Source organism: Enterobacter cloacae complex sp. SHL001 (assembly GCF_049236825.1).
Classification (GTDB): domain Bacteria; phylum Pseudomonadota; class Gammaproteobacteria; order Enterobacterales; family Enterobacteriaceae; genus Enterobacter; species Enterobacter hormaechei_C.
In genome coordinates this window covers 428135-452983 of record NZ_JBMKIP010000002.1, presented here as the reverse complement: position 1 = coordinate 452983, position 24849 = coordinate 428135, and the positions used below count along the sequence as shown (strand labels likewise).

At 51.8% G+C, this 24849-nt stretch carries 27 protein-coding genes; 12 read left to right on the top strand and 15 right to left on the bottom strand.

The features are described 5' to 3' along the window. Positions 1 to 39: 39 nt before the first annotated feature. Together yedE and yedF are read left to right on the top strand one after the other, a co-directional pair. Entirely contained in the window at positions 40 to 1251 is a 1212-nt protein-coding gene (yedE, locus tag ACOTYH_RS07645) for a selenium metabolism membrane protein YedE/FdhT (protein ID WP_023296721.1), read from the top strand. Next, positions 1248 to 1481 (top strand): sulfurtransferase-like selenium metabolism protein YedF, encoded by a 234-nt coding sequence (yedF, locus tag ACOTYH_RS07640; protein ID WP_003856774.1) that lies wholly within the window; start codon positions 1248 to 1250, stop codon positions 1479 to 1481. The genes yedE and yedF overlap by 4 nt, the downstream gene beginning before the upstream one ends. A 286-nt stretch (positions 1482 to 1767) precedes the next feature. Here the strand turns inward: yedF and ompW are convergent, their stop codons facing one another. Further along, complete coding sequence (gene ompW, locus ACOTYH_RS07635) at positions 1768 to 2400, bottom strand: outer membrane protein OmpW (protein WP_023303840.1); 633 nt, start codon at positions 2398 to 2400, stop codon at positions 1768 to 1770. Between the two features lie 282 nt (positions 2401 to 2682). On the opposite strand from ompW, the gene ACOTYH_RS07630 reads away from it, so the two are divergent. The 5 genes from ACOTYH_RS07630 to yciA all read left to right on the top strand — a co-directional run bounded on the left by ACOTYH_RS07630 (position 2683) and on the right by yciA (position 7269). Next, positions 2683 to 3087: a YkgJ family cysteine cluster protein gene (locus ACOTYH_RS07630; RefSeq protein WP_421637652.1), complete on the top strand. Its 405-nt coding sequence runs from the start codon at positions 2683 to 2685 to the stop codon at positions 3085 to 3087. A gap of 25 nt (positions 3088 to 3112) precedes the next feature. Continuing rightward, positions 3113 to 3856, top strand: a complete 744-nt coding sequence (locus ACOTYH_RS07625) for a YciC family protein (protein WP_015570376.1) — start codon at positions 3113 to 3115, stop codon at positions 3854 to 3856. A 13-nt stretch (positions 3857 to 3869) separates the two neighbouring features. Beyond that, complete coding sequence (locus ACOTYH_RS07620; protein ID WP_003856762.1) at positions 3870 to 4409, top strand: septation protein A; 540 nt, start codon at positions 3870 to 3872, stop codon at positions 4407 to 4409. 180 nt (positions 4410 to 4589) lie between these two features. Beyond that, positions 4590 to 6776 carry a TonB-dependent siderophore receptor gene (locus ACOTYH_RS07615; protein ID WP_421637651.1) on the top strand — a complete coding sequence of 729 codons (2187 nt, stop codon included), beginning with the start codon at positions 4590 to 4592 and terminating at the stop codon, positions 6774 to 6776. A 97-nt stretch (positions 6777 to 6873) separates the two neighbouring features. Then, the gene (gene yciA, locus ACOTYH_RS07610) at positions 6874 to 7269 is read left to right on the top strand and encodes an acyl-CoA thioester hydrolase YciA (protein WP_003856759.1); all 396 of its coding nucleotides are present in this window, start codon (positions 6874 to 6876) and stop codon (positions 7267 to 7269) included. 38 nt (positions 7270 to 7307) lie between these two features. Here yciA and tonB read toward each other — a convergent pair whose 3' ends face one another. Then, positions 7308 to 8036, bottom strand: coding sequence for a TonB system transport protein TonB (gene tonB, locus ACOTYH_RS07605; protein ID WP_017384230.1), 729 nt, complete (start codon positions 8034 to 8036; stop codon positions 7308 to 7310). A 221-nt stretch (positions 8037 to 8257) separates the two neighbouring features. Between tonB and ACOTYH_RS07600 the strand changes: the two genes are divergently transcribed. Further along, positions 8258 to 8554, top strand: a complete 297-nt coding sequence (locus tag ACOTYH_RS07600; RefSeq protein ID WP_003856755.1) for a YciI family protein — start codon at positions 8258 to 8260, stop codon at positions 8552 to 8554. 33 nt (positions 8555 to 8587) lie between these two features. Here the strand turns inward: ACOTYH_RS07600 and leuE are convergent, their stop codons facing one another. The 4 genes from leuE to ACOTYH_RS07580 all read right to left on the bottom strand — a co-directional run bounded on the left by leuE (position 8588) and on the right by ACOTYH_RS07580 (position 10130). Beyond that, on the bottom strand, positions 8588 to 9223 hold the full coding sequence (gene leuE, locus ACOTYH_RS07595; protein ID WP_006810877.1) for a leucine efflux protein LeuE: 636 nt from the start codon (positions 9221 to 9223) through the stop codon (positions 8588 to 8590). 67 nt (positions 9224 to 9290) lie between these two features. Further along, positions 9291 to 9701, bottom strand: a complete 411-nt coding sequence (locus tag ACOTYH_RS07590) for an Exc2 family lipoprotein (RefSeq protein WP_015570374.1) — start codon at positions 9699 to 9701, stop codon at positions 9291 to 9293. 11 nt (positions 9702 to 9712) lie between these two features. Further along, a complete protein-coding gene (locus tag ACOTYH_RS07585) occupies positions 9713 to 9838 on the bottom strand; it encodes a KPN_01571 family protein (RefSeq protein ID WP_208971014.1) in 126 nt (41 codons plus the stop codon). A 118-nt stretch (positions 9839 to 9956) separates the two neighbouring features. Next, positions 9957 to 10130: a YciY family protein gene (locus ACOTYH_RS07580; RefSeq protein ID WP_017384232.1), complete on the bottom strand. Its 174-nt coding sequence runs from the start codon at positions 10128 to 10130 to the stop codon at positions 9957 to 9959. Between the two features lie 143 nt (positions 10131 to 10273). Here ACOTYH_RS07580 and cls point away from each other — a divergent pair, with 143 nt between their 5' ends. Together cls and ACOTYH_RS07570 are read left to right on the top strand one after the other, a co-directional pair. Further along, positions 10274 to 11734 carry a cardiolipin synthase gene (gene cls / locus ACOTYH_RS07575; protein WP_003856750.1) on the top strand — a complete coding sequence of 487 codons (1461 nt, stop codon included), beginning with the start codon at positions 10274 to 10276 and terminating at the stop codon, positions 11732 to 11734. Between the two features lie 33 nt (positions 11735 to 11767). Beyond that, entirely contained in the window at positions 11768 to 12097 is a 330-nt protein-coding gene (locus ACOTYH_RS07570) for an HI1450 family dsDNA-mimic protein (RefSeq protein ID WP_003856748.1), read from the top strand. Between the two features lie 31 nt (positions 12098 to 12128). On the opposite strand, the gene ACOTYH_RS07565 is transcribed toward ACOTYH_RS07570, so the two are convergent. The 7 genes from ACOTYH_RS07565 to ACOTYH_RS07535 form a co-directional block, all read right to left on the bottom strand. Beyond that, entirely contained in the window at positions 12129 to 12965 is an 837-nt protein-coding gene (locus tag ACOTYH_RS07565) for an ion transporter (RefSeq protein ID WP_003856745.1), read from the bottom strand. Positions 12966 to 13010: 45 nt separating this feature from the next. After that, entirely contained in the window at positions 13011 to 14015 is a 1005-nt protein-coding gene (gene oppF, locus ACOTYH_RS07560) for a murein tripeptide/oligopeptide ABC transporter ATP-binding protein OppF (protein WP_017384233.1), read from the bottom strand. Beyond that, entirely contained in the window at positions 14012 to 15025 is a 1014-nt protein-coding gene (locus tag ACOTYH_RS07555) for an ABC transporter ATP-binding protein (RefSeq protein WP_017384234.1), read from the bottom strand. Before ACOTYH_RS07555 ends, oppF begins: the two co-directional genes overlap by 4 nt. 11 nt (positions 15026 to 15036) lie before the next feature. After that, positions 15037 to 15945 (bottom strand): oligopeptide ABC transporter permease OppC, encoded by a 909-nt coding sequence (gene oppC, locus ACOTYH_RS07550; RefSeq protein ID WP_003856740.1) that lies wholly within the window; start codon positions 15943 to 15945, stop codon positions 15037 to 15039. Positions 15946 to 15957: 12 nt separating this feature from the next. Next, the gene (gene oppB, locus ACOTYH_RS07545; RefSeq protein ID WP_003856738.1) at positions 15958 to 16878 is read right to left on the bottom strand and encodes an oligopeptide ABC transporter permease OppB; all 921 of its coding nucleotides are present in this window, start codon (positions 16876 to 16878) and stop codon (positions 15958 to 15960) included. Positions 16879 to 16960: 82 nt separating this feature from the next. Beyond that, positions 16961 to 18592, bottom strand: coding sequence for an oligopeptide ABC transporter substrate-binding protein OppA (gene oppA / locus ACOTYH_RS07540; protein ID WP_017693312.1), 1632 nt, complete (start codon positions 18590 to 18592; stop codon positions 16961 to 16963). 771 nt (positions 18593 to 19363) lie between these two features. Further along, the gene (locus ACOTYH_RS07535) at positions 19364 to 20011 is read right to left on the bottom strand and encodes a YchE family NAAT transporter (protein ID WP_421637650.1); all 648 of its coding nucleotides are present in this window, start codon (positions 20009 to 20011) and stop codon (positions 19364 to 19366) included. Between the two features lie 480 nt (positions 20012 to 20491). On the opposite strand from ACOTYH_RS07535, the gene adhE reads away from it, so the two are divergent. Continuing rightward, positions 20492 to 23173, top strand: a complete 2682-nt coding sequence (gene adhE / locus ACOTYH_RS07530) for a bifunctional acetaldehyde-CoA/alcohol dehydrogenase (protein WP_032103375.1) — start codon at positions 20492 to 20494, stop codon at positions 23171 to 23173. Between the two features lie 70 nt (positions 23174 to 23243). On the opposite strand, the gene tdk is transcribed toward adhE, so the two are convergent. Further along, positions 23244 to 23858, bottom strand: coding sequence for a thymidine kinase (gene tdk, locus ACOTYH_RS07525; protein WP_026080678.1), 615 nt, complete (start codon positions 23856 to 23858; stop codon positions 23244 to 23246). A 41-nt stretch (positions 23859 to 23899) separates the two neighbouring features. Then, a complete protein-coding gene (locus tag ACOTYH_RS07520) occupies positions 23900 to 24088 on the bottom strand; it encodes a hypothetical protein (RefSeq protein WP_123906382.1) in 189 nt (62 codons plus the stop codon). Positions 24089 to 24408: 320 nt separating this feature from the next. On the opposite strand from ACOTYH_RS07520, the gene hns reads away from it, so the two are divergent. Then, positions 24409 to 24822, top strand: a complete 414-nt coding sequence (gene hns, locus ACOTYH_RS07515; RefSeq protein ID WP_003856724.1) for a histone-like nucleoid-structuring protein H-NS — start codon at positions 24409 to 24411, stop codon at positions 24820 to 24822. Positions 24823 to 24849: the final 27 nt, after the last annotated feature.

Below are 24849 nucleotides of genomic sequence, written 5' to 3'. Positions count from 1 at the left end.
CTCTTTTTAGCGTTACCCTTCTGAGTTCAGAGGTTATTCATGTCATGGCATTCCTTCAAACAGACTTACCTGGTTAAGTTCTGGTCACCTGTTCCGGCCGTTATCGCGGCAGGCATTCTCTCTACTTATTATTTCGGTATTACCGGCACCTTCTGGGCTGTTACGGGCGAGTTTACCCGCTGGGGTGGGCAGCTATTACAGCTGGCAGGTGTCCATGCCGAAGAGTGGGGCTACTTCAAACTGATCCATCTTGAGGGCACACCGCTGACCCGCATCGACGGGATGATGATCATTGGCATGTTCGGCGGCTGTTTTGCGGCCGCGCTGTGGGCCAACAACGTTAAGTTGCGCATGCCGAAAAGCCGCATCCGCATTATGCAGGCCGTGGTCGGCGGCATCATTGCCGGGTTTGGCGCCCGCCTTGCGATGGGCTGTAATCTGGCCGCGTTCTTTACCGGTATTCCGCAGTTCTCGCTGCATGCCTGGTTCTTTGCCGTCGCCACCGCCATCGGCTCCTACTTCGGTGCTAAATTCACCCTGCTGCCACTGTTCCGCATTCCGGTGAAAATGACGAAAGTTAGCGCTGCCTCTCCGTTAACGCAAAAACCCGATCAGGCGCGTCGTCGCTTCCGCCTCGGTATGCTGGTCTTTTTTGCCATGGTTGCCTGGGCGATTTGCACGGCGATGAATCAGCCAAAACTCGGCCTGGCCATGCTGTTCGGCGTCGGTTTTGGTCTGCTGATTGAACGCGCGCAGATCTGCTTTACCTCCGCGTTTCGCGATATGTGGATCACCGGACGAACCATGATGGCGAAGGCGATCATTGCCGGTATGGCCGTGAGCGCGATCGGCATCTTCAGCTACGTTCAGCTCGGCGTGGAACCGAAAATCATGTGGGCGGGCCCAAATGCCGTCATTGGCGGGCTGCTGTTTGGTTTTGGCATCGTGCTGGCGGGCGGGTGTGAAACCGGCTGGATGTATCGCGCTGTGGAAGGCCAGGTGCATTACTGGTGGGTGGGTCTGGGTAACGTGATTGGCTCTACCATTCTGGCCTACTACTGGGATGACGTCTCTCCGGTACTGGCAACAAACTGGGACAAGGTCAACCTGCTGAATACCTTTGGTCCACTCGGGGGGCTCCTGGTGACCTATGCCCTGCTGCTTATCGCCTTCTTACTGGTTGTTGCACAAGAGAAGCGCTTCTTCCGACGCGCCACCGCCAAAACTGAAACTCAGGAGAATGCCGCATGAAAGAGATCGTGCCTGATTATCGTCTCGATATGGTGGGTGAACCTTGCCCTTACCCGGCCGTCGCCACGCTTGAAGCGCTACCGCAGCTAAAGAAAGGTGAAATTCTGGAAGTGGTGAGCGATTGCCCCCAGTCGATCAATAACATTCCTCTTGATGCCAAAAATCACGGCTATACCGTGCTGGATATCCAGCAGGACGGACCAACCATTCGTTATTTAATTCAGAAGTGACTTCACGATCTAAAAAGGCCTCTCAGAGGCCTTTTCTAGTTTACTGGCTTTGGCCACCGTCGTCGTCTGAGCTTCGGCAGGCATGAATGAATGGTGAGACGTGTTCCGCAAACGGAACAGATAGCACCGTGAGGTAGGCTATGTGCTGGGCTGAACGTCGTGAACTGAAACTGTTTACCTGCACAAACCGGACACTCAAATTTGATGTTGGGGATATCCCCTCCAGCCAGGTGTATGGAACAACCACCATACAGCAATCACCGGCTGACAGGGGATATATCTTCTGTCAGAAACGATAGCCTGCTGAGAACATAAATACCCACGGATCCAGTCGGGTATTGATACTTTGCTGCTGCCCGCCAGCTTTAAAGCGCACGTCCGTATCAATGTCCATATACCAGACCGAGGCGTTGATCAGCCAGTCACGGTTAATCAGATAATCCAGACCAACCTGCCCCGCCATACCCCACGAGTCTTTCAGGCTGAGATCGGAGAGCCCGGCCTTTTTACCGGTATCGTTAAATTTCTCATCAAAGAAGGTGGTGTAGTTAACGCCTGCACCAATATAAGGGCGCACCTTGCTGCTGGAATCGCCGAAGTACCACTGCGCCATCAGCGTTGGTGGCAAATGGTGAACCGTGGCAATGTCCCCGGTCGGTCCTAAACCGACGCGGTGACGGAATGGCGTGGCGGCTAAAAGCTCGACGCCAACGTTATCCGTTGCCATATACGTAAACGTCAGGCCTAACTGGGTGTTATTGCTGACGTTAAACCCGCCCATACCCAGTACATTATCGGACCCTTCCGTTGGACGCACCGTTGCCGAACCGGCACGAATAAAGAATTCGCCTGCTTCATGCGCGTACGCGCCGCCAGAGAGACTGCTTAAGATAAGGGCTGCCACCGCTAATTTTTTCATATCCGCTCCATCGTTGTGGTTTTAATTGCGGAGGAGAATATACTCACAAATGAGTAATAAGTGATCTAACACAGATCACATTAAAACCAGTAAGTTAACATTCATTGATCTAGGTTAATTTTTGGTGACGCCTCATAAAGCAATAAGTTGTTACCGCGTCAATTTTTGGCATTTCATGGTTACAAAATTTTCTGTTTTCCCTCTCTTGCGCTTCCTGTAGCGGCTGGATAATTTATCGCTCTCACAATGTGATTTGATGCGTTCTACTTTTGCAGGTGTGCCATGAGTGATCATAACTCGTGCATGACGTGCGGAGCCTGTTGTGCGTATTTTCGAGTCTCGTTCTACTGGGCTGAAGCCAGCGATGGCGGCGGCACCGTTCCGGTTGATCTCACTGAACCCTTAACCCCTTTTCTGCGCTGTATGCGCGGCACCAACCAAAAACAGAGCCGCTGTGTGGCACTGCAAGGTGAGCCTGGGGTATCCACCCGCTGTTCCATTTACGCGGATCGCCCCAGCCCGTGTCGCACTTTCGCGATGTCGGGAGAGGATGGGCAGGTCAATGAGGCATGCAATCGCGCCCGCGCCCGCTATGGATTACCGCCGCTTTACAAAGATATGCTTTTCCATACAAGCCTTGATGCTGCCACCAGCGTGTTATCCGGTGTACAATTGCCGGCTAATTAACACCTGCAATACTCAAGGAGAGTGCATGTCTATCACGGCGAAGTCTGTCTACCGTGACACGGGAAATTTTTTCCGCAATCAGTTCATTACCTTTTTACTGATCGCGTTGTTGTGCGCCTTTATTACGGTGGTGCTGGGTCATGCGTTCTCACCCAGTGATGAACAGATTGCCACGCTGAGCCAGGGGGAAAATCTTGCAGGCAGCGCAGGGTTGTTTGACCTTGTGCAGAATATGACGCCAGAGCAACAGCAAATCTTGCTGCGCGCATCTGCGGCATCTACCTTCTCGGGCCTGATTGGCAACGCCATTCTGGCGGGTGGCGTGTTGCTGATGATCCAGCTGGTGTCTGCCGGCCAACGCGTCAGCGCGTTACGTGCAATCGGGGCCAGCGCTCCGGTGCTGCCAAAACTGTTTATCCTCATCTTCCTGACCACGCTGCTGGTCCAGATGGGGATAATGTTGGTTGTCGTTCCGGGCGTGCTGCTGGCTATCGTGCTTTCATTCGCGCCAGTAATGGTTGTGCAGGACAAAATGGGCATTTTCACCGCCATGCGCAGCAGCATCAGGCTCGCATGGGCCAATATGCGACTGGTCGCCCCGGCCGTTATCAGCTGGCTGCTGGCCAAAACTCTGCTGTTGCTGTTTGCGCCGAATTTTGCGGTGTTAACGCCAAACGTCGGAGCGGTTGTCGCCAATACGCTGAGCAATCTGATTTCAGCCGTGCTGCTGGTCTATTTGTTCCGCCTGTACATGTTAATTCGTCAGTAACTGGGATCGCAGAATGAAGCAGTTTCTTGATTTTTTACCGCTGATCGTATTTTTCGCTTTTTATAAGCTGTACGACATTTATGCCGGCACGCTGGCGCTGATTGTGGCAACGGCTGTGGTGCTGATTTACAGCTGGGTTCGCTATCGCAAAGTTGAAAAGATGGCGCTCATCACCTTCCTGATGGTGGCGGTGTTTGGAGGTCTGACGTTGTTCTTCCACAATGATGAATTTATCAAATGGAAGGTCACGGTGATTTACGGCCTGTTTGCGGGCGCACTCCTCATCAGCCAGTGGGTGATGAAGAAGCCGCTGATCCAGCGCATGCTGGGGAAAGAACTGACCCTGCCACAGGCTGTGTGGGGGCGTCTAAATATCGCCTGGGCGCTATTTTTTATTCTGTGTGGTCTGGCGAATATCTATATCGCATTCTGGCTGCCGCAGAATATCTGGGTCAACTTCAAGGTGTTTGGCCTGACGGCGCTGACTCTTATCTTCACCCTGCTCAGCGGCGTTTATATTTATCGCCACATGCCGCAGGATGACAAGCACTGATCCTTCTGGCCAGATCGCCACGCGGTCTGGCCTCTTTTCCCGCCTTCTCTTTTCTCTACACCCTTCCTGCGAAAATGTCTGAATCATGAAGATTTTATGGAGTTTGCTGTCACTTTATTGTAATGAGAATGACTATCATTAATATTCGTCATCGCATTTTTAACAAATGGAAATGAGTTGATGAATAACATAATAAGATTTGCCCCGGCTACACTTACGCTCGCCATTCTTTCAACGCTTTATCAGAGCGCACACGCAGCGGAAGATCCTCTCGCCGATGGTGAAACAATGGTTGTTCAGGCCACCGCTGAAGAGGCGCTGAAGCAACAGCCGGGGGTTTCCATCATCACGGCAAAGGACATAGAAAAGGATCCACCGGTTAACGATCTTTCAGAAATTATTCGCAAAATGCCCGGGGTTAACCTCACCGGAAACAGCGCGACAGGCAGCCGCGGTAACAACCGCCAGATCGACATCCGCGGTATGGGGCCGGAGAACACGCTGATTCTGATTGACGGTGTGCCGGTGACGTCACGTAACTCGGTGCGCTACAGCTGGCGCGGGGAGCGCGACACCCGCGGGGATACCAACTGGGTTCCGCCAGAGATGGTTGAGCGCATTGAAGTGCTCCGGGGACCTGCTGCCGCCCGCTATGGTTCGGGGGCGGCCGGCGGCGTCGTCAACATCATTACCAAACGCCCGACCAACGACTGGCACGGCTCGCTCTCCCTGTACACTAACCAGCCTGAAAATGATAAAGAGGGAGCGACGAAACGCGCTAATTTTGATCTGAGCGGCCCCCTTGCGGGCGATGCGTTAACGATGCGTCTGTACGGGAATATCAACAAAACTGACGCAGATGCTCAGGACATCAACACCGCGCAAAACGGCTCTTACGCCGCCGGACGTGAAGGCGTGCGCAACAAGGACATTAATGCCCTGCTCTCCTGGAAACTCACGCCACAGCAGATTATCGATTTCGACTACAGCTACAGCCGCCAGGGCAATATGTACGCGGGTGATACTCAATACAGCAACAGCAACGTCAGCCCTGACGGTCTGGTGTCGTCCCTGTATGGACACGAAACGAACCGAATGTACCGCCAGTCTTATGGCATTACGCACAACGGCATCTGGGACTGGGGTCAGTCAAAGTTCGGTGTTTATTATGAAAAGACCAACAACACCCGCCTGGAAGAAGGCTCTACGGGCAAAGTTGAGGGGATGATCAATAGCGATAAATACGATACCAGCCGGCTGGAGTCATACCGTTCAACGGGTGAACTGAACATGCCTTTCTTCTGGCTGGTCGAACAGACGCTAACCGTGGGTGCAGAATGGAACCGTGATGAACTGAACGATCCGGCCTCAATGCAGGCGACAAATGTGTCGGGAGAAGTGATTAACGGCGTTCCCGGTACGGCTTCTGAGCGCAACAGCAAAAACAGCGCTGACCTCACTGGCATCTATCTTGAGGACAATATTGAAGCGCGCCAGGGCACCAACCTGATCCCAGGGCTCCGCTTTGATTATCACAATCAGTTTGGCAGCAACTGGAGTCCTAGCCTGAACCTCTCTCAGGATTTGGGTGACATGTTCAAGGTTAAAGCGGGTATCGCTCGGGTATTTAAAGCGCCAAACCTGTATCAATCCAGCGAAGGCTATCTGCTTTCCACGCGCGGCAATGGCTGCCCGAATAACGTTTCCGAAGGAAGCTGTTACCTGTTAGGTAACCCGGATCTGGATCCTGAAATCAGCGTGAACAAAGAGATTGGCCTGGCCTTTGCGCTGGAAGGCTACGAGGCTGGCATAACCTGGTTCCGCAACGATTACAAAAACAAGATTGTTTCGGGAACGGACGTGCTGGGCCAGACAAGCAGCGGCGCAAATATCCTTCAGTGGCAGAACGGAGGAAAGGCTGTTGTTGAGGGGCTGGAAGGCAACCTCACCGTCCCGGTTATCCGCGACACGCTAACCTGGCGCACCAATGCGACGTATATGATTCAGTCTGAAAGTAAGGACACCGGCAACCCTCTGTCGATTATCCCAAAATATACCGTCAACACGATGCTCGACTGGCAGGTTAACAGCAAACTTTCAGCGAACCTTAACTGGACGATGTATGGCCGCCAGAAGCCAAGAGAAAATGCTGAAATCCGCAAAGAGCAGAATGCGATGTCAGATAAAGAGATTGGCGCCTATTCCATCGTTGGGATCGGTAGTAACTATCAACTGACAAAAGATCTCCGACTGAATGCCGGGATCAGCAACCTCTTTGATAAGCAGATTTATCGAGAAAATGACGGTGCATCGACCTATAACGAACCAGGCCGTGCGTATTACGCCGGCGTGACCCTGTCCTTCTGACCCTCTGGCGCCTGCTCTGCGGGCGCTAACCCTATTCTCTCCAGCCAGAAATCATAGTAGCATCCCGCCTGAAGTCTTCAGTTACGAGTTTAAAACAATGACAACAAATGACGCCCCACAGGGCGAACTGGTTTTACGCACACTGGCAATGCCTGCGGATACGAATGCCAATGGCGATATTTTTGGTGGCTGGTTGATGTCGCAGATGGATATGGGCGGTGCAATCCTGGCAAAAGAGATTGCACACGGGCGCGTGGTGACAGTCCGGGTCGATGGCATGACCTTCCTGCGCCCTGTCGCGGTGGGGGACGTGGTGTGCTGTTACGCACGCTGCGTAAAACGCGGCAATACGTCTGTCTCCATCAACATTGAAGTATGGGTGAAAAAAGTCTCTTCTGAGCCGATTGGTCAGCGCTATAAGGCGACGGAGGCATTATTTATCTATGTGGCGGTGGATAGCGACGGTAAGCCCCGCCAGCTCCCACGGAGCTGATCCTCAGGTAAAAAAAAGCCTCCTTGCGGAGGCTTCTTTTATTCCATCTGTGCCCCGCCGTTCAGGCGGAAGACAATGTTCACAATCAACCCATTGCCGGGTTTACCGGCTTCATAGCGCCACCTGCGCATGGCCGATTTAACTTCGCGTTCAAACATATTCGCCGGCTGTGCGGACAGGATTTCCACGTTATCGACACGTCCATCGGCCGTAACGTCGAATTTCACCCGTACACGCCCTTCAATACGTAACGCCTGAGCACGTGCCGGGTACTGCGGCTGGTTACGGCTCAGCGCGCGCGGGCCCGCGGGCGCCGTTACCGTCGGTTTTGTCGCGGTCGTGGTGTTATTCATCAGCGGACGTGACGGGGCGGCATTTTCAACCGGCTGCGTGGCGCGTGGCTCAACCGGACGCACTTCGCGTTTCGGACGCTCTTCCACCTTTTTGACCGGCTTGGGTTTTGGCTTCGGCTTAGGTTTCGGCTCCGGCTTATGGATCACTACCGGTGCTTCTTTCGGCGGTTCAGGAACCGGCTCGGGCTCTGGCTCCGGCTCGGGTTCAACAACGGGCTGTGGCGGCGGCGGCGCAACCTGCGGCGGCTCAAGATCCGCAGGCGATACCATGGTCACAGAAATTGGCTGCGCTGGCGCCGGCATTTCAATAACCTGATGAACCGAGGTATAGAGCAGACCCGCCACGACAGCACCGTGAATAACGACGGAAAGCAGCGTCGGCCATGGAAAGCGGCGAGGTAAATCAAGGGTCATCGAAGTCATAATCATCAACGTTAAAAAACCGAACCTCGATTTTAAATGCAAATAGCAATCATATTCAATAAGACACTTTGTCCTGGCGCAATTTAAGCGTACATGAGGGCAAAAAAGGGGCATCCAGATCAGGGTTTTAACATTGTTATTATCTTTACATTGCAGTCATTTGTGCTTTCACATAACGTAATTGTCACTTTTACCGGTTAAGGAGCTTTGCCGTGCTTTACGTGATTTACGCTGAAGATGTACCTGATTCTCTGGAAAAACGTCTTTCCGTTCGCCCTGCTCATCTGGCGCGTTTACAGTTGCTACAGGATGAAGGTCGGTTGCTGACCGCAGGCCCGATGCCTGCCGTTGACAGCAACGATCCGGGCGCGGCGGGTTTTACCGGCTCCACGGTGATTGCCGAGTTTGAATCTCTGGAAGCCGCGCAGGCCTGGGCAGAAGCAGACCCGTACGTCGCAGCCGGCGTGTACGAGAAAGTCACGGTTCGTCCGTATAAAAAAGTATTCTGAAACGAAAGGCTCCCTCGGGAGCCTTTTCTTCATTCAGTGCAGCGACGCCAGCCTCGCCGCAAATCCGACAAACAGCAGACCTATCAGCCCGTTCCCCAGCTTCGCCAGTTTCTTTTTGGTTTTGAGGTAACGCGTGACAAACGCGCCTGAGAAAATCAGGAAGCTCATGTACATGAAGCTGATCAGCTCAAGCGTTGTGGCGAGGATCAGGAACGACGTGCCGGTATTCTTCGCATTGACATCAATGAACTGCACGAAGAACGACACGTAAAAGAGAATCGCTTTCGGGTTCGTCAGGCTCAGCACCAGCGAACGCTTAAGGATTGCGCTTGCCGGTTCGGCGCTACTTTCGTGCGCATTTTTTTGACGCGTCATAACGGACCAGAGCATTTTTCCGCCCAGCCACAGCAGATAAAACGCGCCCAGATAGCGGACAATATTAAATAAAACCGGAGTGGTCTGGATCAACGCGGCGACGCCCGCCCAGGCCAGAAACATCAGCACGGCATCACCAATAAACACACCGGTGGCTGCCAGATAGCCTTTCTTAACGCCGTGGCCAATCCCTGTTTTCAGCACAAACAAGGTGTTCGGTCCTGGAACCAGCACGATAAAAAATGCGCCGACAACATAGGTCCAGAAATTCAGTACACCAAACTCCGCAAACACGTCTCACTCCTTTCGCTCAAAAACAGCGGGGATACCGGTAATTACGGTATCCCCTGAATCAGTTGCGCTATTGTACGCCGTTATAGCCATCAAGATAAGTCGCGGCCAGTTCGTTACCAAATAATAGGGCGTCTTTACTGTCCATGTCCGAAGACCATTTATCCTTCGCGTTGCCTGCGAACAGTTCCTGCGACTTCGCATTTTCTTTTAGCTGATCGCGAATGCTTTGCGCGTATTCACTGGCTTCAGCCTCAGTCCGCCCTTCCGCGCGGTCAGCTTTGCCACGGGCATAAAGCTCGCGGAACTGCGCCACGTTCAGCTGATAATTTTTCTGCACGCTGGAGGTGTAGTTGCCGCCAGTAAAGCTGGACTGATGCGACACGAAATAAAACGCGTGCCGTTCGGGTGAGGTTTTGCTGCTGGCACAACCGCTTAATATCGCAATCCCAAAGAGTGCTGCCATTACTTTTCCGTTCATCCTTTTTTCCTTTAATAAAAATGTATTCCCCATGCGAAAACATAATCTGCCAATGAGGAAAATGACGAAAGTCCTAAATCTTCCCTGAGCGCATCCAGCGCCAAAAGTACAATAAAAATCCAGAGATAAGGATTCATCTTTTAATATCATGACGTTATTGGAAGTTAGTATATCGCGGAAAGCAGATGGGAAGAGACTGCAAAAATTGATAGCCTGGATGTTTAATGGGCACCTTTACGGTGCCCTTCATGCTTTTCAGATGTCCTGGACCGCGAACAACAGCGCGTTACGGTGTCTGTTCAGGCCACATTTTCTGATGGCGTGGATACGCATATTGCGGCGGGATTGTGCTTCCAGCCAACGAGCCTTACGACGACTCACCTGTCGCAACATGCGCCAGCGCCCAACTTCAGTTCTACTGCGCTTCATGTCTACAACTCTTTCTCTAACAGAGATGCCATTATATGCCTAAGCAGGCGGCAAACCAGCGCTTTTATCTGCCGTTTTTATTTGCCAGATGAATCCTGATGCGTAAACTCATAACAATACGCTTTCAAAAGGATTTTTTATTTATGACAACCTTCTACACCGTGGTGAGTTGGCTGGTCATTTTAGGATACTGGCTGTTAATTGCCGGGGTGACGTTGCGCATTCTGATGAAACGCAGAGCGGTACCTTCCGCCATGGCCTGGCTTCTGATTATCTATATTCTGCCGCTGGTGGGCATCATCGCCTATCTCTCTTTCGGTGAACTTCATCTGGGTAAACGCCGCGCCGAACGCGCCCGCGCCATGTGGCCCTCCACGGCGAAATGGCTTGCCGACCTTAAAGCCTGCAAGCATATCTTCGCTGAAGAGAACAGTAGCGTGGCCGCATCTCTGTTCAAGCTGTGCGAACGCCGCCAGGGGATTGCTGGGGTAAAAGGCAATCAGCTGCAACTGATGACCTCTTCTGATGATGTGATGCAGGCGCTGATCCGTGATATCCAGCTCGCCCGGCATAATATCGAGATGGTGTTTTATATCTGGCAGCCGGGCGGCATGGCGGACCAGGTCGCCGAATCGCTAATGGCCGCTGCACGTCGCGGTATCCACTGCCGCCTGATGCTGGACTCCGCCGGCAGCGTGGCCTTTTTCCGTAGCCCGTGGGCAGGCATGATGCGCAACGCCGGTATAGAGGTGGTCGAGGCGCTAAAAGTGAATCTTTTCCGCGTCTTTCTGCGCCGCATGGATCTCCGCCAGCACCGGAAAATGGTTCTGATCGATAACTACATCGCCTACACCGGCAGCATGAACATGGTTGACCCCCGCTTCTTCAAGCAGGATTCCGGCGTGGGGCAATGGATCGATTTGATGGCACGGATGGAGGGACCGATCGCGACCTCAATGGGCATCGTCTACTCCTGCGACTGGGAAATTGAAACCGGTAAACGCATTCTTCCCCCGCCGCCGGATGGCAATATCATGCCGTTTGAGGAAGCCAGCGGGCACACTATCCACACTATCGCCTCCGGTCCTGGCTTCCCGGAAGATCTGATCCATCAGGCACTGCTGACCGCCGCGTACTCCGCGCGGGAATATCTGATCATGACCACGCCCTATTTCGTTCCCAGCGACGACCTTCTGCATGCCATCTGTACAGCGGCACAGCGCGGAGTGGATGTGAGCATTATTATGCCGCGCAAGAACGATTCGCTTCTGGTGGGATGGGCAAGCCGCGCGTTCTTTAGTGAGCTGCTGGCCGCAGGCGTTAAAATTTATCAGTTCGAAGGCGGGCTGTTACACACCAAGAGCGTGCTGGTGGACGGAGAGCTGAGCCTGGTGGGTACCGTCAACCTCGATATGCGCAGTCTGTGGCTGAATTTTGAAATTACGCTGGTCATTGATGACGCCGGGTTCGGTGGCGATCTGGCAGCGGTTCAGGACGATTATATCTCCCGCTCACGCCTGCTGGACGCCAGACTGTGGGCGAAACGTCCGCTGTGGCAGCGAATTGCCGAACGACTGTTTTACTTCTTTAGTCCGTTGCTGTAAAACGTGCCCAACGATGTTTAACAGGTAGTCATCATGGAAATGGATCTGAACAATCGCCTGACCGAAGACGAAACGCTCGAACAGGCCTACGATATTTTTCTCGAGCTGGCGGTCGATAATCTCGACCCTGCTGACGTCATTCTTTTCAACCTGCAATTTGAAGAGCGTGGCGGTGCTGAGCTGTTCGATCCGGCTGAAGACTGGGCCGAACATGTCGATTTTGATCTCAACCCGGACTTCTTCGCCGAGGTGGTGATTGGCCTGGCAGATGAAGACGGCGGAGAAATTAACGACATCTTTGCCCGCGTCCTGCTGTGCCGCGAGAAAGATCACAAACTGTGCCATATCCTCTGGCGCGAATAATAAAAAAGGCTGCCCGCGCAGCCTTTTTTATTTAATCCGGTAAGGCATTTCCACAGCGGTGACAAAACCGCGCGCCGGGTTCATGATTCCCCTGCTGACAATTCGGACATTTGCGTTGCTGCTTGCTGTTCTGGAAGGCGCTGCTCATATGGGTGGTAATTAACCCCGTCGGAATCGCTATCACAGAATAGCCGATCAGGATAAGAACCGATGCCACAATACGTCCGAGCGGCGTATGCGGGGTAATATCGCCATAGCCCACGGTGGTCACCGTGACGATAGCCCAGTAAACAGACGCATTAAGCGTGGTAAACCCGTATTTCGGCCCTTCGATTAAATACATCAGGGAGCCAAAAACGATCATCACGATAGCAATAAACGAATAGAAGAGAATCAGCTGGTGGCGGGCGCTGACAATGGCAACCCAAAAAACCCGCAGCGACGGCATAAAGCGCAGCAGTTTGAGAATCCGTAACACACGAATCGCCCGCATTGCACGCCAGGCAAACACATAATTCAGGCTGATCTCAGGCCACAGCCACATGACATACAGCGGCAGGATGGTGGCTAAATCAATAAATCCCCAGAAGCTGAAAACGTATTTCGCCGGATTTGGCCAGCTAATGACCCTCAGCACATATTCCGCAGTAAACACCAGCGTGACAATCAATTCCAGCCAGACGAAAACGTGCCACTCCTCATACGTCATGTGGTACTGCGTTCCGGCGCCGGATTCGATAAAGATAATAATGACGCTAATCAGCGCAAATAAACCACACAGACCTTCGAAGCGGCGACCGGAAACCGTTTCAGGATCAAATAAAAGGTGATACAGCCGCTGACGGGCCGACGTGAATAATCGCGACACATTAACCTCGAAAAATAAGGGCTGACATCATGTCAGCCCTTGCGATTATAACGGGTCTACTTTCAGGCAGGAAACCGCATGTCGGAAACTGCCCTCCAGAACCGGCCGTGTTTTTGCACATTCTGGCCCGGCTATTGGGCATCGAGTACGGAATACGCAGCCTGAAGGCGGGTTGATTGGCGAAGGCAGTTCACCTTCCAGAAGCTGAATGGTTTTATTTTTTTCCAGATCGGGGTCCGGAACGGGAACCGCAGACATCAGCGCTTTGGTATAAGGGTGCAGAGGATTGTGGTACACCTCATCATACGTGCCCAGCTCCACGGCGTGGCCCAGATACATGACCAGCACACGGTCCGAAATGTGTTTTACCACCGCCAGATCGTGGGCGATGAAGATCAGCGACAGCCCCATTTCCCGTTGCAGTTTTTGTAGCAGGTTAACCACCTGGGCCTGGATGGAAACGTCCAGCGCCGAAACCGGCTCATCACAGATAATCAGTTTTGGTTCAAGGATCAACGCGCGTGCGATACCGATACGCTGGCACTGACCGCCGGAAAACTCGTGTGGGTAGCGGTTGATGAGGTTAGGCAGCAGACCCACCTTGAGCATCATCGCTTTCACCCGATCGCGAATTTCCTGGCGCGGCATCTTCGGATGATAGGTGCGCAGCGGCTCGGCAATGATTTCGCCAATGGTCATACGCGGGTTCAGGGACGCAAGTGGATCCTGGAAAATCATCTGGATGTCGCTGCGCACGTCGCGCCATTCATCCGGCTTCATCCCCAGCAGATCTTTGCCAAGCCAGGCCACTTTCCCGTCGGTGGCCTTCACCAGGCCGATGATCGCACGCGCAAACGTCGATTTGCCGCAGCCGGATTCGCCTACCACGCCCAGGGTCTCGCCTTCGTACAGGCGTAGCGTGACGCCATCCACCGCTTTCAGGGTTTTGGCAGGCTGCCAGAACCACTGTTTACCGTCTTTGATATCGAAATGGACCTTCAGGTCAGCGATTTCGAGCAGCACATTTCTTTTTTCGTCGATCGCGTTCATACCAGCTCCTCCAGCGGCTTAAAGCAGGCACGCAGACGGCCTGGGGCAAACGCTTCCAGCGGCGGTGCGCTGTTACAGATTTCCATCGCATGCGGACAACGCGGCTGGAACGGGCAGCCTTTTGGCAGACGCAGCAGGTTAGGCGGGTTACCCGGGATAGTCAGCAGCGACTCCCCTTCCGCATCAAGACGCGGAACGGCATTCAGCAGCCCGATAGAGTACGGATGGGCTGGCTGGTAGAACACATCGCGGGCATTACCGTATTCCATCGTGCGGCCTGCATACATGACTAACACTTTGTCGCAGATCCCGGCAACGACGCCTAAATCGTGGGTGATCATGATGATGGCGGTGTTGAACTCGCGCTTCAGCTCGTTCAGCAACGTCATGATCTGCGCCTGGACGGTTACATCCAGGGCGGTGGTTGGTTCATCAGCGATCAGCAGTTTTGGCCGGCAAAGCAATGCCATCGCGATCATAACGCGCTGGCGCATACCGCCGGAGAACTCGTGCGGATACATGCGCATGCGCTTGCGTGCTTCAGGCATTTTCACCGCATCCAGCATTTTGACGGACTCTTCAAACGCTTCGGCTTTACCCAGCCCCTTGTGGAGCATCAGCACTTCCATCAGCTGTTCACCCACCCGCATATAGGGGTTCAGGGACGTCATCGGATCCTGGAAAATCATTGAAATCTGCTCGGCGCGCAGCTTGTTCAGCTCATGTTCCGGCAAATTCAGGATCTCTTTCCCGTTAAACGTCGCCGAACCGCCGATCACGCCGTTTGACGCCAGCAGGCCCATCAGCGCGAATGCGGTCTGGGATTTACCGGAACCGGATTCGCCCACAATGCCCAGCGTTTCACCGGCACGCAGGTCGAAGTTGAGATCGTTAACGGCAGTAACATCACCGTCGGGGGTTTTAAACGTCACGCGGAGGTCTTTAACGTCCAGCAGTGCGCTGGTCCGCTGTTGCGCCTGTGGCGCGGTTGCCGTTTCAATAATGGTCATGACGGCGCTCCTTAACGGTCTTTCGGGTCGAGGGCATCACGCAGGCCATCGCCGATAAAGTTGAAACAGAACAGGGTGACGACCAGGAAGCCCGCCGGATACAGCAGTAACCACGGTGACACTTCCATGGAGTTTGCGCCATCACTTAACAGAGCGCCCCAGCTACTCAACGGCTCCTGCGTACCTAATCCCAGGAAGCTCAGGAAAGATTCAAACAGGATCATACTTGGCACCAGCAGAGAGGCGTATACCACCACCACGCCCAGCACGTTAGGAACGATATGACGCACCACAATATTGGCGGTAGAAACGCCGCCAACCTGTGCGGCTTCGATAAACTCCTTACGTTTGAGGCTCAGCGTCTGGCCGCGCACAATACGCGCCATATCCAGCCAGGACACCATCCCGATCGCCACGAAGATTAGCAGGATATTTTGACCAAAGAAGGTCACCAGCAGAATGACGAAGAACATGAACGGGAAGGAGTTCAGGATTTCTAGCAGACGCATCATCACGGAGTCCACTTTCCCGCCGAGGTAACCGGAAAGCGAGCCGTAAAGCGTGCCGACAATCACCGCCACCAGCGCCGCCGCGATGCCAACCATCAGGGAGATACGGCCGCCAATCGCCACACGCACCAGCAAATCACGCCCGGAGGAGTCGGTGCCGAAATAGTGCCCGGATTCCATATCCGGCGCGCTGGACATCATGCCCCAGTCCGTATCGAAATAGGTGAACTGAGAGAGCATTGGTGCCAGGGTTACGAACAGCGCGATAAGCACCAGCACGACCAGGCTGGCAACGGCGGCACGGTTATGCATAAAACGACGGCGGGCGTCCTGCCAAAGGCTACGACCTTCGACCTCCAGCTTTTCGCTGAAGTTTTCCAGCGCCTCGCTGTTTTTCTTACTCAACATCATGGCGTGCTCCAGTTAGTAACGGATTTTCGGGTCGATAACGGCATATAGCACATCGACAACGGCATTAAACAGAATGGTCAGCGCGCCCACGAGGATCGTCAGGCTCAGCACCAGCGAATAGTCACGGTTAAGCGCCCCGTTAACAAACAGCTGCCCGATGCCCGGCAGACCATAAATGGTTTCAATCACCATTGAACCCGTGATAATGCCGACGAAAGCCGGACCCATATAGGAGAGTACCGGTAACAGTGCAGGCTTGAGGGCATGACGGAAAATAATCCGGCGCATCGGCAGCCCTTTCGCACGGGCGGTACGGATGAAGTTCGAGTGCAGGACTTCAATCATTGAACCGCGGGTAATACGGGCGATGCTGGCGATGTAGGCCAGAGATAATGCCACCATCGGCAATATCATGAACTTCAGCGCCCCGCCGTTCCAGCCGCCCCCGGGAAGCCATTTCAGGGTTATGGCGAATATCATGACCAGCAACGGCGCGACAACGAAGCTGGGGATAACCACCCCGGTCATTGCGACCCCCATTACGGCGTAATCCCATCGGGTATTTTGTTTTAGCGCAGCGATAACGCCCGCAGTGACACCGAGAACAACGGCCAGGATAAATGCAGCAGCCCCTAATTTAGCCGATACCGGGAAGCTGGACGCCACCAGGTCGTTAACGGAATAGTCTTTATATTTAAATGACGGACCAAAATCACCGTGTGCAAGCTGCTTCAGATAGTTGAAGTACTGCGTGGTGATAGGATCGTTTAAATGGTATTTCGCTTCGATGTTGGCCATAACTTCTGGCGGAAGCGTGCGTTCACCGGTAAAAGGACTGCCCGGTGCAAGACGCATCATGAAGAAGGAAATTGTAATTAGAATAAATAACGTTGGAATCGCTTCAAGACAGCGACGCAGGATAAATTTCAACATTGCCCGTACCTTCTGGCGTGTGCCTGATGAATGTTACAAAATAGACACAGTGGGGCAAGCTCGCTCGCCCCACGTATTGCCATTAATGCTTGATAATATAAAGATTCTTAACGGAAATATTATCCAACGGGTCTTTACCGGTATAACCCCCTACCCATGGTTTCACCAGGCGGGCGTTAACGTAGTAGTAAACCGGAACGATCGCAGAGTCTTTATCGAGCTGTTGTTCTGATTTCGCGTACAGATCGGCGCGCTGGGCGTCATCTGCCACCTTCAGGGTTTCGCCAATCAGCTTATCAAACGCCGGGCTCTTATAGTGTGCGGTATTGTTCGAACTGTCGCTCAGCATGGTGTTCAGGAATGAGGTCGGTTCGTTATAGTCCGCACACCATCCTGCACGAGCCACGTCAAAGGTTCCCTGGTGGCGCGTATCGAGGAAGGTTTTCCATTCCTGGTTTTCCAGCTTCACGTTCACGCCGAGGTTTTTCTTCCAGATTGACGCGACGGCAATAGCCAGCTTTTTATGCAGATCGGAGGTGTTGTACAACAGGCTAAAGGTCAGCGGCTTGTCGGCGGTATAGCCAGCTTCAGCCAGCAGTTTTTTCGCTTCTTCGTTACGTTTTTCCTGGGACCATTTGAACCATTCAGGTTCAACCAGCTTCATACCGTCGGTGTAAGGCGGGGTGTAGCTGTAAGCCGGCAGGTCGCCCTGATTCTTCACTTTATTCACGATAATGTCGCGATCCAGAGCCAGCTTCAGTGCGGTACGAACACGTACGTCGGTGAACGGTGCTTTCTGGTTGTTAATTTCGTAATAGTAGGTGCACAGATACGGATCGACGTGAACTTCTTTAGGGATCTCTTTTTTCAGCTTCTGGAACAGTTCAATCGGCATATTGTTATAGGTCATGTCGATTTCACCGCTGCGGTAGCGGTTTACGTCCGTCACTTCAGAAGAGATTGGCAGGTAGGTGACCTGATTGATAACGGTCTTCGCATTATCCCAATACTGCGGGTTGCGCTCCAGCACCATACGTTCGTTAACGACCCAGTCCTTCAGCTTATATGCACCGTTGGTCACGATATTCGCAGGCTGCGTCCATTTTTCACCAAATTTTTCTACTGCGGATTTTGGTACCGGGGAGACGGACGGGTGAACCAGCAGCTTATAGAAGTACGGAACAGGTTCGCTCAACGTCACTTCAAAGGTGTTGGCATCGATGGCTTTTACGCCCAGGTCGGTAACTGGCTTTTTACCCGTGATGATGTCATCGATATTGGCAATATGGCCATACTGGAGGTAACTCGCATACGGGGAGGCGGTATTCGGATCCGCCAGACGCTGCCAGCTATAGACGAAATCTTCGGCGGTAACCGGCGTACCGTCAGACCATTTCGCATCTTTACGCAGATGGAAGGTCCAGACTTTAAAATCTTTGTTGTCCCATTTTTCCGCCACGCCCGGAGCCGGGTGGCCGTCTACGTCAGTCACCAGCAGACCTTCAAACAGATCGCGGTTAACGTTAGACTCTGGAACACCTTCAATTTTGTGCGGATCAAGAGACTGCACTTCCGCACCGTTATTACGTACCAGCGTTTGCTTCTCAGCCAGTTGAACACCAGCAGGAACGTCCGCAGCCATTGCAGCGTTGCCCGCGATTAGCGCAGTTAAAATCCCCGCCGCTACCAGATTTTTTTTTGTGATGATGGACATTGTGTTGATACTCCACTCATTATAATGACCGGCCTTCGCCAGTTGTGTAATCCCCTGTTGGGGCCTGTACAGCGCAGGAGTTTTTTTTGCTACTGTCAGGTTCTTTTTTTTACTTCTTGCTATCACCGACTTCATTATTACTGACCGCTCATACGGCGGTCTTGCGTCGATTCTTTACACCTCTCCCCTGTCAGAGAGATGCGTTGGATATCTTATGTGAGGGCTATATGAAAATAGTTCTCATCAACTTGTTTAATGCTGCAAAATATAAGGCCGGAAAGTACCAAATGGTGCCAACTCTCGCCAATACATTTTGCAAATTTGTTAAGCATTTCTCTTTTACGATGGCTGGCATAACTGTGGTGCCAACCCTGGCTTACGCCGAAATCAACAAAAATAGATGTAATTCATACAGATAAGAAATTTTGTTGCTACAAACGCGACGACAAAGCTTGGCTGAACGATTTTTCACGATAATTTAACAATTGATTATTATTTAGCACATTCGTCTGAGTCAGCGTCGAAATTACTAATATCATTTCGGTTATCTGTCAGCAAGCCCCAGAGTATCATGTGAGTAAAATAACAAAGGGTTTGAGGGATTTATGCGCGGCAAGGGGAAATGAAAATAAACAACCCCTTGAAAAACAACAGAAGAGGATTATTAGTAGAACTTATTATGACTGGCGCCTATTTCAACTTTATTTATATGATTTGCAGATAATCACGTAAAAACAACGGAGCCGCTGGCTCCGCTCTTTCAAATGAAAGTCAGTGTACTAACCCGGGGAATATACTTTTTAGACCGGTAACGATAAATTCGATGCCCAACGCCATTAACAACAGACCCATGATACGGGTAATCACGTTGATGCCCGTTTGTCCCAGCAAGCGAACCAGCCATGGCGCCATACGAAATACGCCCCAGCAGCACAGCGCGAACAGCGCAATGGCAACAGAAAAGCCAATGAGGTGCATCAGGCTGTGGTAGCGCGTTCCCCAGACAATGGTGGAACTGATCGCCCCCGGGCCCGCCATCAGCGGCAGCGCCAGTGGCACAACCCCGATGCTCTCGCGGATAGCTGTCTCTGATTTTTCCTGCTTGTTCTGTTTATCCTCCCCCAGCTTGCCGCTGATCATCGACATGGCAATCGTCACCACCAGGATCCCGCCTGCTATACGGAACGAATCAATCGAGATGCCGAAGACCTGAAGAATGGCGTCCCCGAGATAAAGAGACGTAAGTAGGATGATCGCCACCGACAGGTTTGCCGTCAGGTTGGTTTTATTTCGTGCCGCAGCCGTCTGATAGCTGGTCATACTAATGAAGACAGGGATGATCCCTACCGGGTTAACCAGAGCAAACAAGCCGATAAAAAACTTGAAATATGTAGGGAAATCAAAGAGCGTTTGAATCACATTAAGCTCCGCAATTGAGCATGGCCAGGGATAAACTGCGTGTCATGATAAATCCGCGCTGAAGATACGCTTTTTAGCCGCATACTTCACCAGAAATCTGTTCTTAAACGTTATCAATTCATGATGTTAAACATTTGTGTAATCAATGATATCGCTGCTTCCAATAGTTACTTAATTATTTAACAGTAGAATAATTAGCACAAAATAACCCTGCTGAAAGGTATCAGCTTAGGACAAAATTGATCTCGATCATAATTTTCGTACTCAGAAGTGAGTAATCTTGGTTACGCCGCCAGGGAGATCACCTATCAAAAAGGTATGATGCTAAGGTAAGGCTCTTTTAGTAAATTAGTGAGCTGGAGCAGTGAGTAATCCTTTGTTTTACTGTGTGTTACGCAAGTGGGATCGGCTCTGACTATACTGTCAGACGTATCGAGCGCTGGTTTACTAAAAGAGTTTAAACATTATCAGGAGAGCATTATGGCTGTTACCAATATCGCTGAACTGAACGCCCTCGTCGAGCGCGTAAAAAAAGCCCAGCGTGAATATGCCAATTTCACCCAAGAACAGGTTGATAAAATCTTCCGCGCGGCCGCTCTGGCTGCTGCTGATGCTCGAATCCCTCTCGCTAAAATGGCCGTTGCCGAATCCGGCATGGGTATCGTTGAAGATAAAGTGATCAAAAACCACTTTGCTTCAGAGTATATCTACAACGCCTATAAAGATGAGAAAACCTGCGGTGTGCTGTCAGAGGACGATACTTTCGGCACCATCACCATCGCAGAACCGATCGGCATCATTTGCGGTATCGTTCCAACCACTAACCCAACCTCTACCGCCATCTTCAAATCTCTCATCAGTCTGAAGACACGTAACGCAATCATTTTCTCCCCGCATCCACGTGCGAAGGATGCCACCAACAAAGCAGCAGATATCGTGCTTCAGGCTGCCATTGCGGCGGGTGCGCCAAAAGATCTCATCGGCTGGATCGACCAACCTTCTGTTGAACTGTCCAACGCACTGATGCATCACCCGGACATTAACCTGATTCTGGCGACCGGTGGTCCTGGTATGGTTAAAGCTGCGTACAGCTCCGGTAAACCAGCCATCGGCGTAGGCGCAGGTAATACCCCTGTGGTGATCGACGAAACGGCTGATATCAAGCGTGCTGTTGCCTCTGTGCTGATGTCTAAAACCTTCGATAACGGCGTTATCTGTGCATCTGAACAGTCTGTTGTCGTGGTTGATTCGGTATACGACGCCGTTCGTGAACGTTTCGCCAGCCACGGCGGCTACCTGTTGCAAGGTAAAGAACTGAAAGCCGTTCAGGACGTGATTCTGAAAAATGGTGCGCTGAACGCGGCTATCGTAGGTCAGCCTGCGTATAAAATCGCTGAGCTCGCTGGCTTTAGCGTCCCTGCTACCACCAAGATTCTGATTGGTGAAGTGAAAGTCGTTGATGAAAGTGAGCCGTTTGCTCACGAGAAACTCTCCCCGACGCTGGCAATGTACCGTGCGAAAGATTTCGATGACGCGGTAGATAAAGCAGAGAAGCTGGTGGCGATGGGCGGTATCGGCCACACCTCTTGCCTGTACACCGACCAGGATAACCAGCCTGAGCGTGTTGCTTACTTCGGTCAGAAGATGAAGACGGCACGTATCCTGATCAACACTCCTGCTTCTCAGGGTGGTATCGGTGACCTGTACAACTTCAAACTCGCACCTTCCCTGACTCTGGGTTGTGGTTCCTGGGGTGGTAACTCCATCTCTGAAAACGTTGGTCCAAAACACCTGATCAACAAGAAAACCGTTGCTAAGCGAGCTGAAAACATGTTGTGGCACAAACTTCCGAAATCTATCTACTTCCGCCGCGGCTCTCTGCCAATCGCGCTGGATGAAGTGATTACTGATGGCCACAAACGTGCGCTCATCGTGACCGACCGTTTCCTGTTCAACAATGGCTATGCAGACCAGATCACCTCTGTTCTGAAAGCGGCTGGCGTCGAAACTGAAGTCTTCTTTGAAGTTGAAGCTGACCCAACCCTGAGCGTTGTACGTAAAGGCGCTGAACTGGCGAACTCCTTCAAACCTGATGTGATCATCGCACTGGGTGGCGGTTCCCCAATGGACGCCGCGAAAATTATGTGGGTGATGTACGAACATCCGGAAACTCACTTCGAAGAACTGGCGCTGCGCTTTATGGATATCCGTAAACGTATCTACAAGTTCCCGAAAATGGGCGTGAAAGCGAAAATGATCGCCGTCACCACCACTTCCGGTACCGGTTCAGAAGTGACGCCATTTGCCGTTGTGACTGATGACGCAACCGGTCAGAAATACCCGCTGGCTGACTACGCACTGACGCCAGATATGGCTATCGTTGACGCCAACCTGGTCATGGAAATGCCGAAATCACTGTGTGCGTTCGGTGGTCTGGATGCGGTAACTCACGCTCTGGAAGCTTACGTTTCCGTACTGGCTTCTGAGTTCTCTGACGGTCAGGCTTTGCAGGCGCTGAAACTGCTGAAAGAAAACCTGCCAGCTTCTTACAACGAAGGTTCGAAAAACCCTGTTGCGCGTGAACGTGTACACAGTGCGGCAACCATCGCGGGCATTGCGTTTGCTAACGCCTTCCTGGGTGTCTGTCACTCCATGGCGCACAAGCTGGGTTCACAGTTCCACATTCCTCACGGTCTGGCGAACGCCCTGTTGATCAGCAACGTTATCCGCTATAACGCCAACGACAACCCGACCAAGCAGACTGCATTCAGCCAGTACGACCGCCCACAGGCGCGCCGTCGTTATGCTGAAATCGCAGATCACCTGGGTCTGAGCGCACCGGGCGACCGTACTGCCGCGAAGATCGAGAAACTGCTGGCATGGCTGGAGAGCCTGAAGGCTGAACTGGGTATTCCTAAATCTATCCGCGAAGCAGGCGTTCAGGAAGCTGACTTCCTCGCTCACGTAGATAAGCTGTCTGAAGATGCATTCGATGACCAGTGTACTGGTGCTAACCCGCGCTACCCACTGATTTCCGAACTGAAACAGATCCTGCTGGATACTTATTACGGTCGTAACTTCACTGAAAGCGATGTCGCTGCCGTAAAAGTTGAAATCCCCGCAGTTGTAAAGGCTGACAAGAAAGCGAAGAAAAATGCTTGATTGACAGTATGATAAAAAAACCCGCCGCTGGCGGGTTTTTTTATATCTGAGGATCCGTAAAACATTCTTATTATTTTCGATTGTCGCCCTGTAACGCCGTCAGCGAGCCTACAGCCAGCGCCTCTTTATAATGCTTGCGGCAGACCGAGACATAACGTTCATTGCCTCCTATCACCACCTGCTCGCCATCAGCATAGGGTTTACCCGACTGGTCCAGGCGAAGAACCATACTTGCCTTGCGGCCACAAAAGCAGATTGTTTTCAGCTCAACCAGCTTATCCGACCAGGCGAGCAGATACTGACTGCCGGCAAATAACTCCCCACGAAAATCGGTACGTAATCCATAGCAAAGAACGGGAATATCCAGCTCATCAACGACCTCTGAAAGCGCATGGACCTGCTCTCGGGTCAGGAACTGGCTTTCATCTACCAAAACGCAATGGACAGGCTTGAAGGCATGCTCGGCACGAATGTCCTCCAGCAGGTCCGTTTCAGGGTTAAACAGCCTTGCAGGCGACGAGAGCCCTATTCTTGAGCTCACCTTCCCTGCCCCAAAGCGATCGTCGATTTCGGCGGTATAAACTACGGTACGCATCCCCCGCTCCTGATAATTGTATGAGGATTGCAGTAACGCCGTCGATTTCCCTGCATTCATTGCCGAATAGTAGAAATAAAGTTGTGCCATTGGCCGAAGAACCCTAATCAATGTGTAATATTCCCGATGGATCATTGTACCATATTTTGTACCGTCATCAGCGGCGGGCTGCGCTCTCCAGCCTGCCATGCATCAGTAAATCCTTCGCGAGTGGCGCAAAATAATGCGTTAAAACAGGCAGTAAAGGCATTAAACACTGACAATAAGGTGAGTCCGCAACCAGAGATAACACTTCTTTTTATAGTGTCTTCTTCGTTCATTAAAATTCACTATTTATTAACTATTCTTGTCTTCGCTGCGCTTACTCGGGGTAATACAAAAGGCTGATATTTATCAACCGCAACTATAATTCCTGAGGTAAAAGTCACAAAACATACACGCAAATGACGCGCTTTTGCCGTTTGAAACGATATCTCACAGACCCAACAAACAATGAAATTTAAGTTAGCGTAATTAATAATAGCGTCGTTTATTTTGTATTTTTTGAATTCCTTACATTCCCACCTATTGCACAAGTGAAATTAAGGCTCTATTATTAGGACAACAAACCCACCCCCATTATAAGTTTGAGATTACTACAATGAGCGAAGCACTTAAAATTCTGAACAACATCCGTACTCTTCGTGCGCAGGCAAGAGAATGTACCCTTGAGACGCTTGAAGAAATGCTCGAAAAATTAGAAGTTGTAGTTAACGAACGTCGTGAAGAAGAAAGCGCTGCTGCGGCTGAAATCGAGGAACGTACACGTAAACTGCAACAGTATCGTGAAATGCTGATTGCCGATGGTATCGATCCAAACGAATTGCTGAACAGCATGGCTGCGGCTAAAACCGGTACCAAAGCAAAACGCGCGGCACGTCCTGCTAAATATAGCTACATCGATGAGAACGGCGAAGAGAAAACCTGGACCGGCCAGGGCCGTACTCCTGCTGTAATCAAGAAAGCAATGGACGAACAAGGTAAACAACTGGATGACTTCCTGATCAAGGATTAATCTGGAAAGATTCTGAAAAATCCCGCT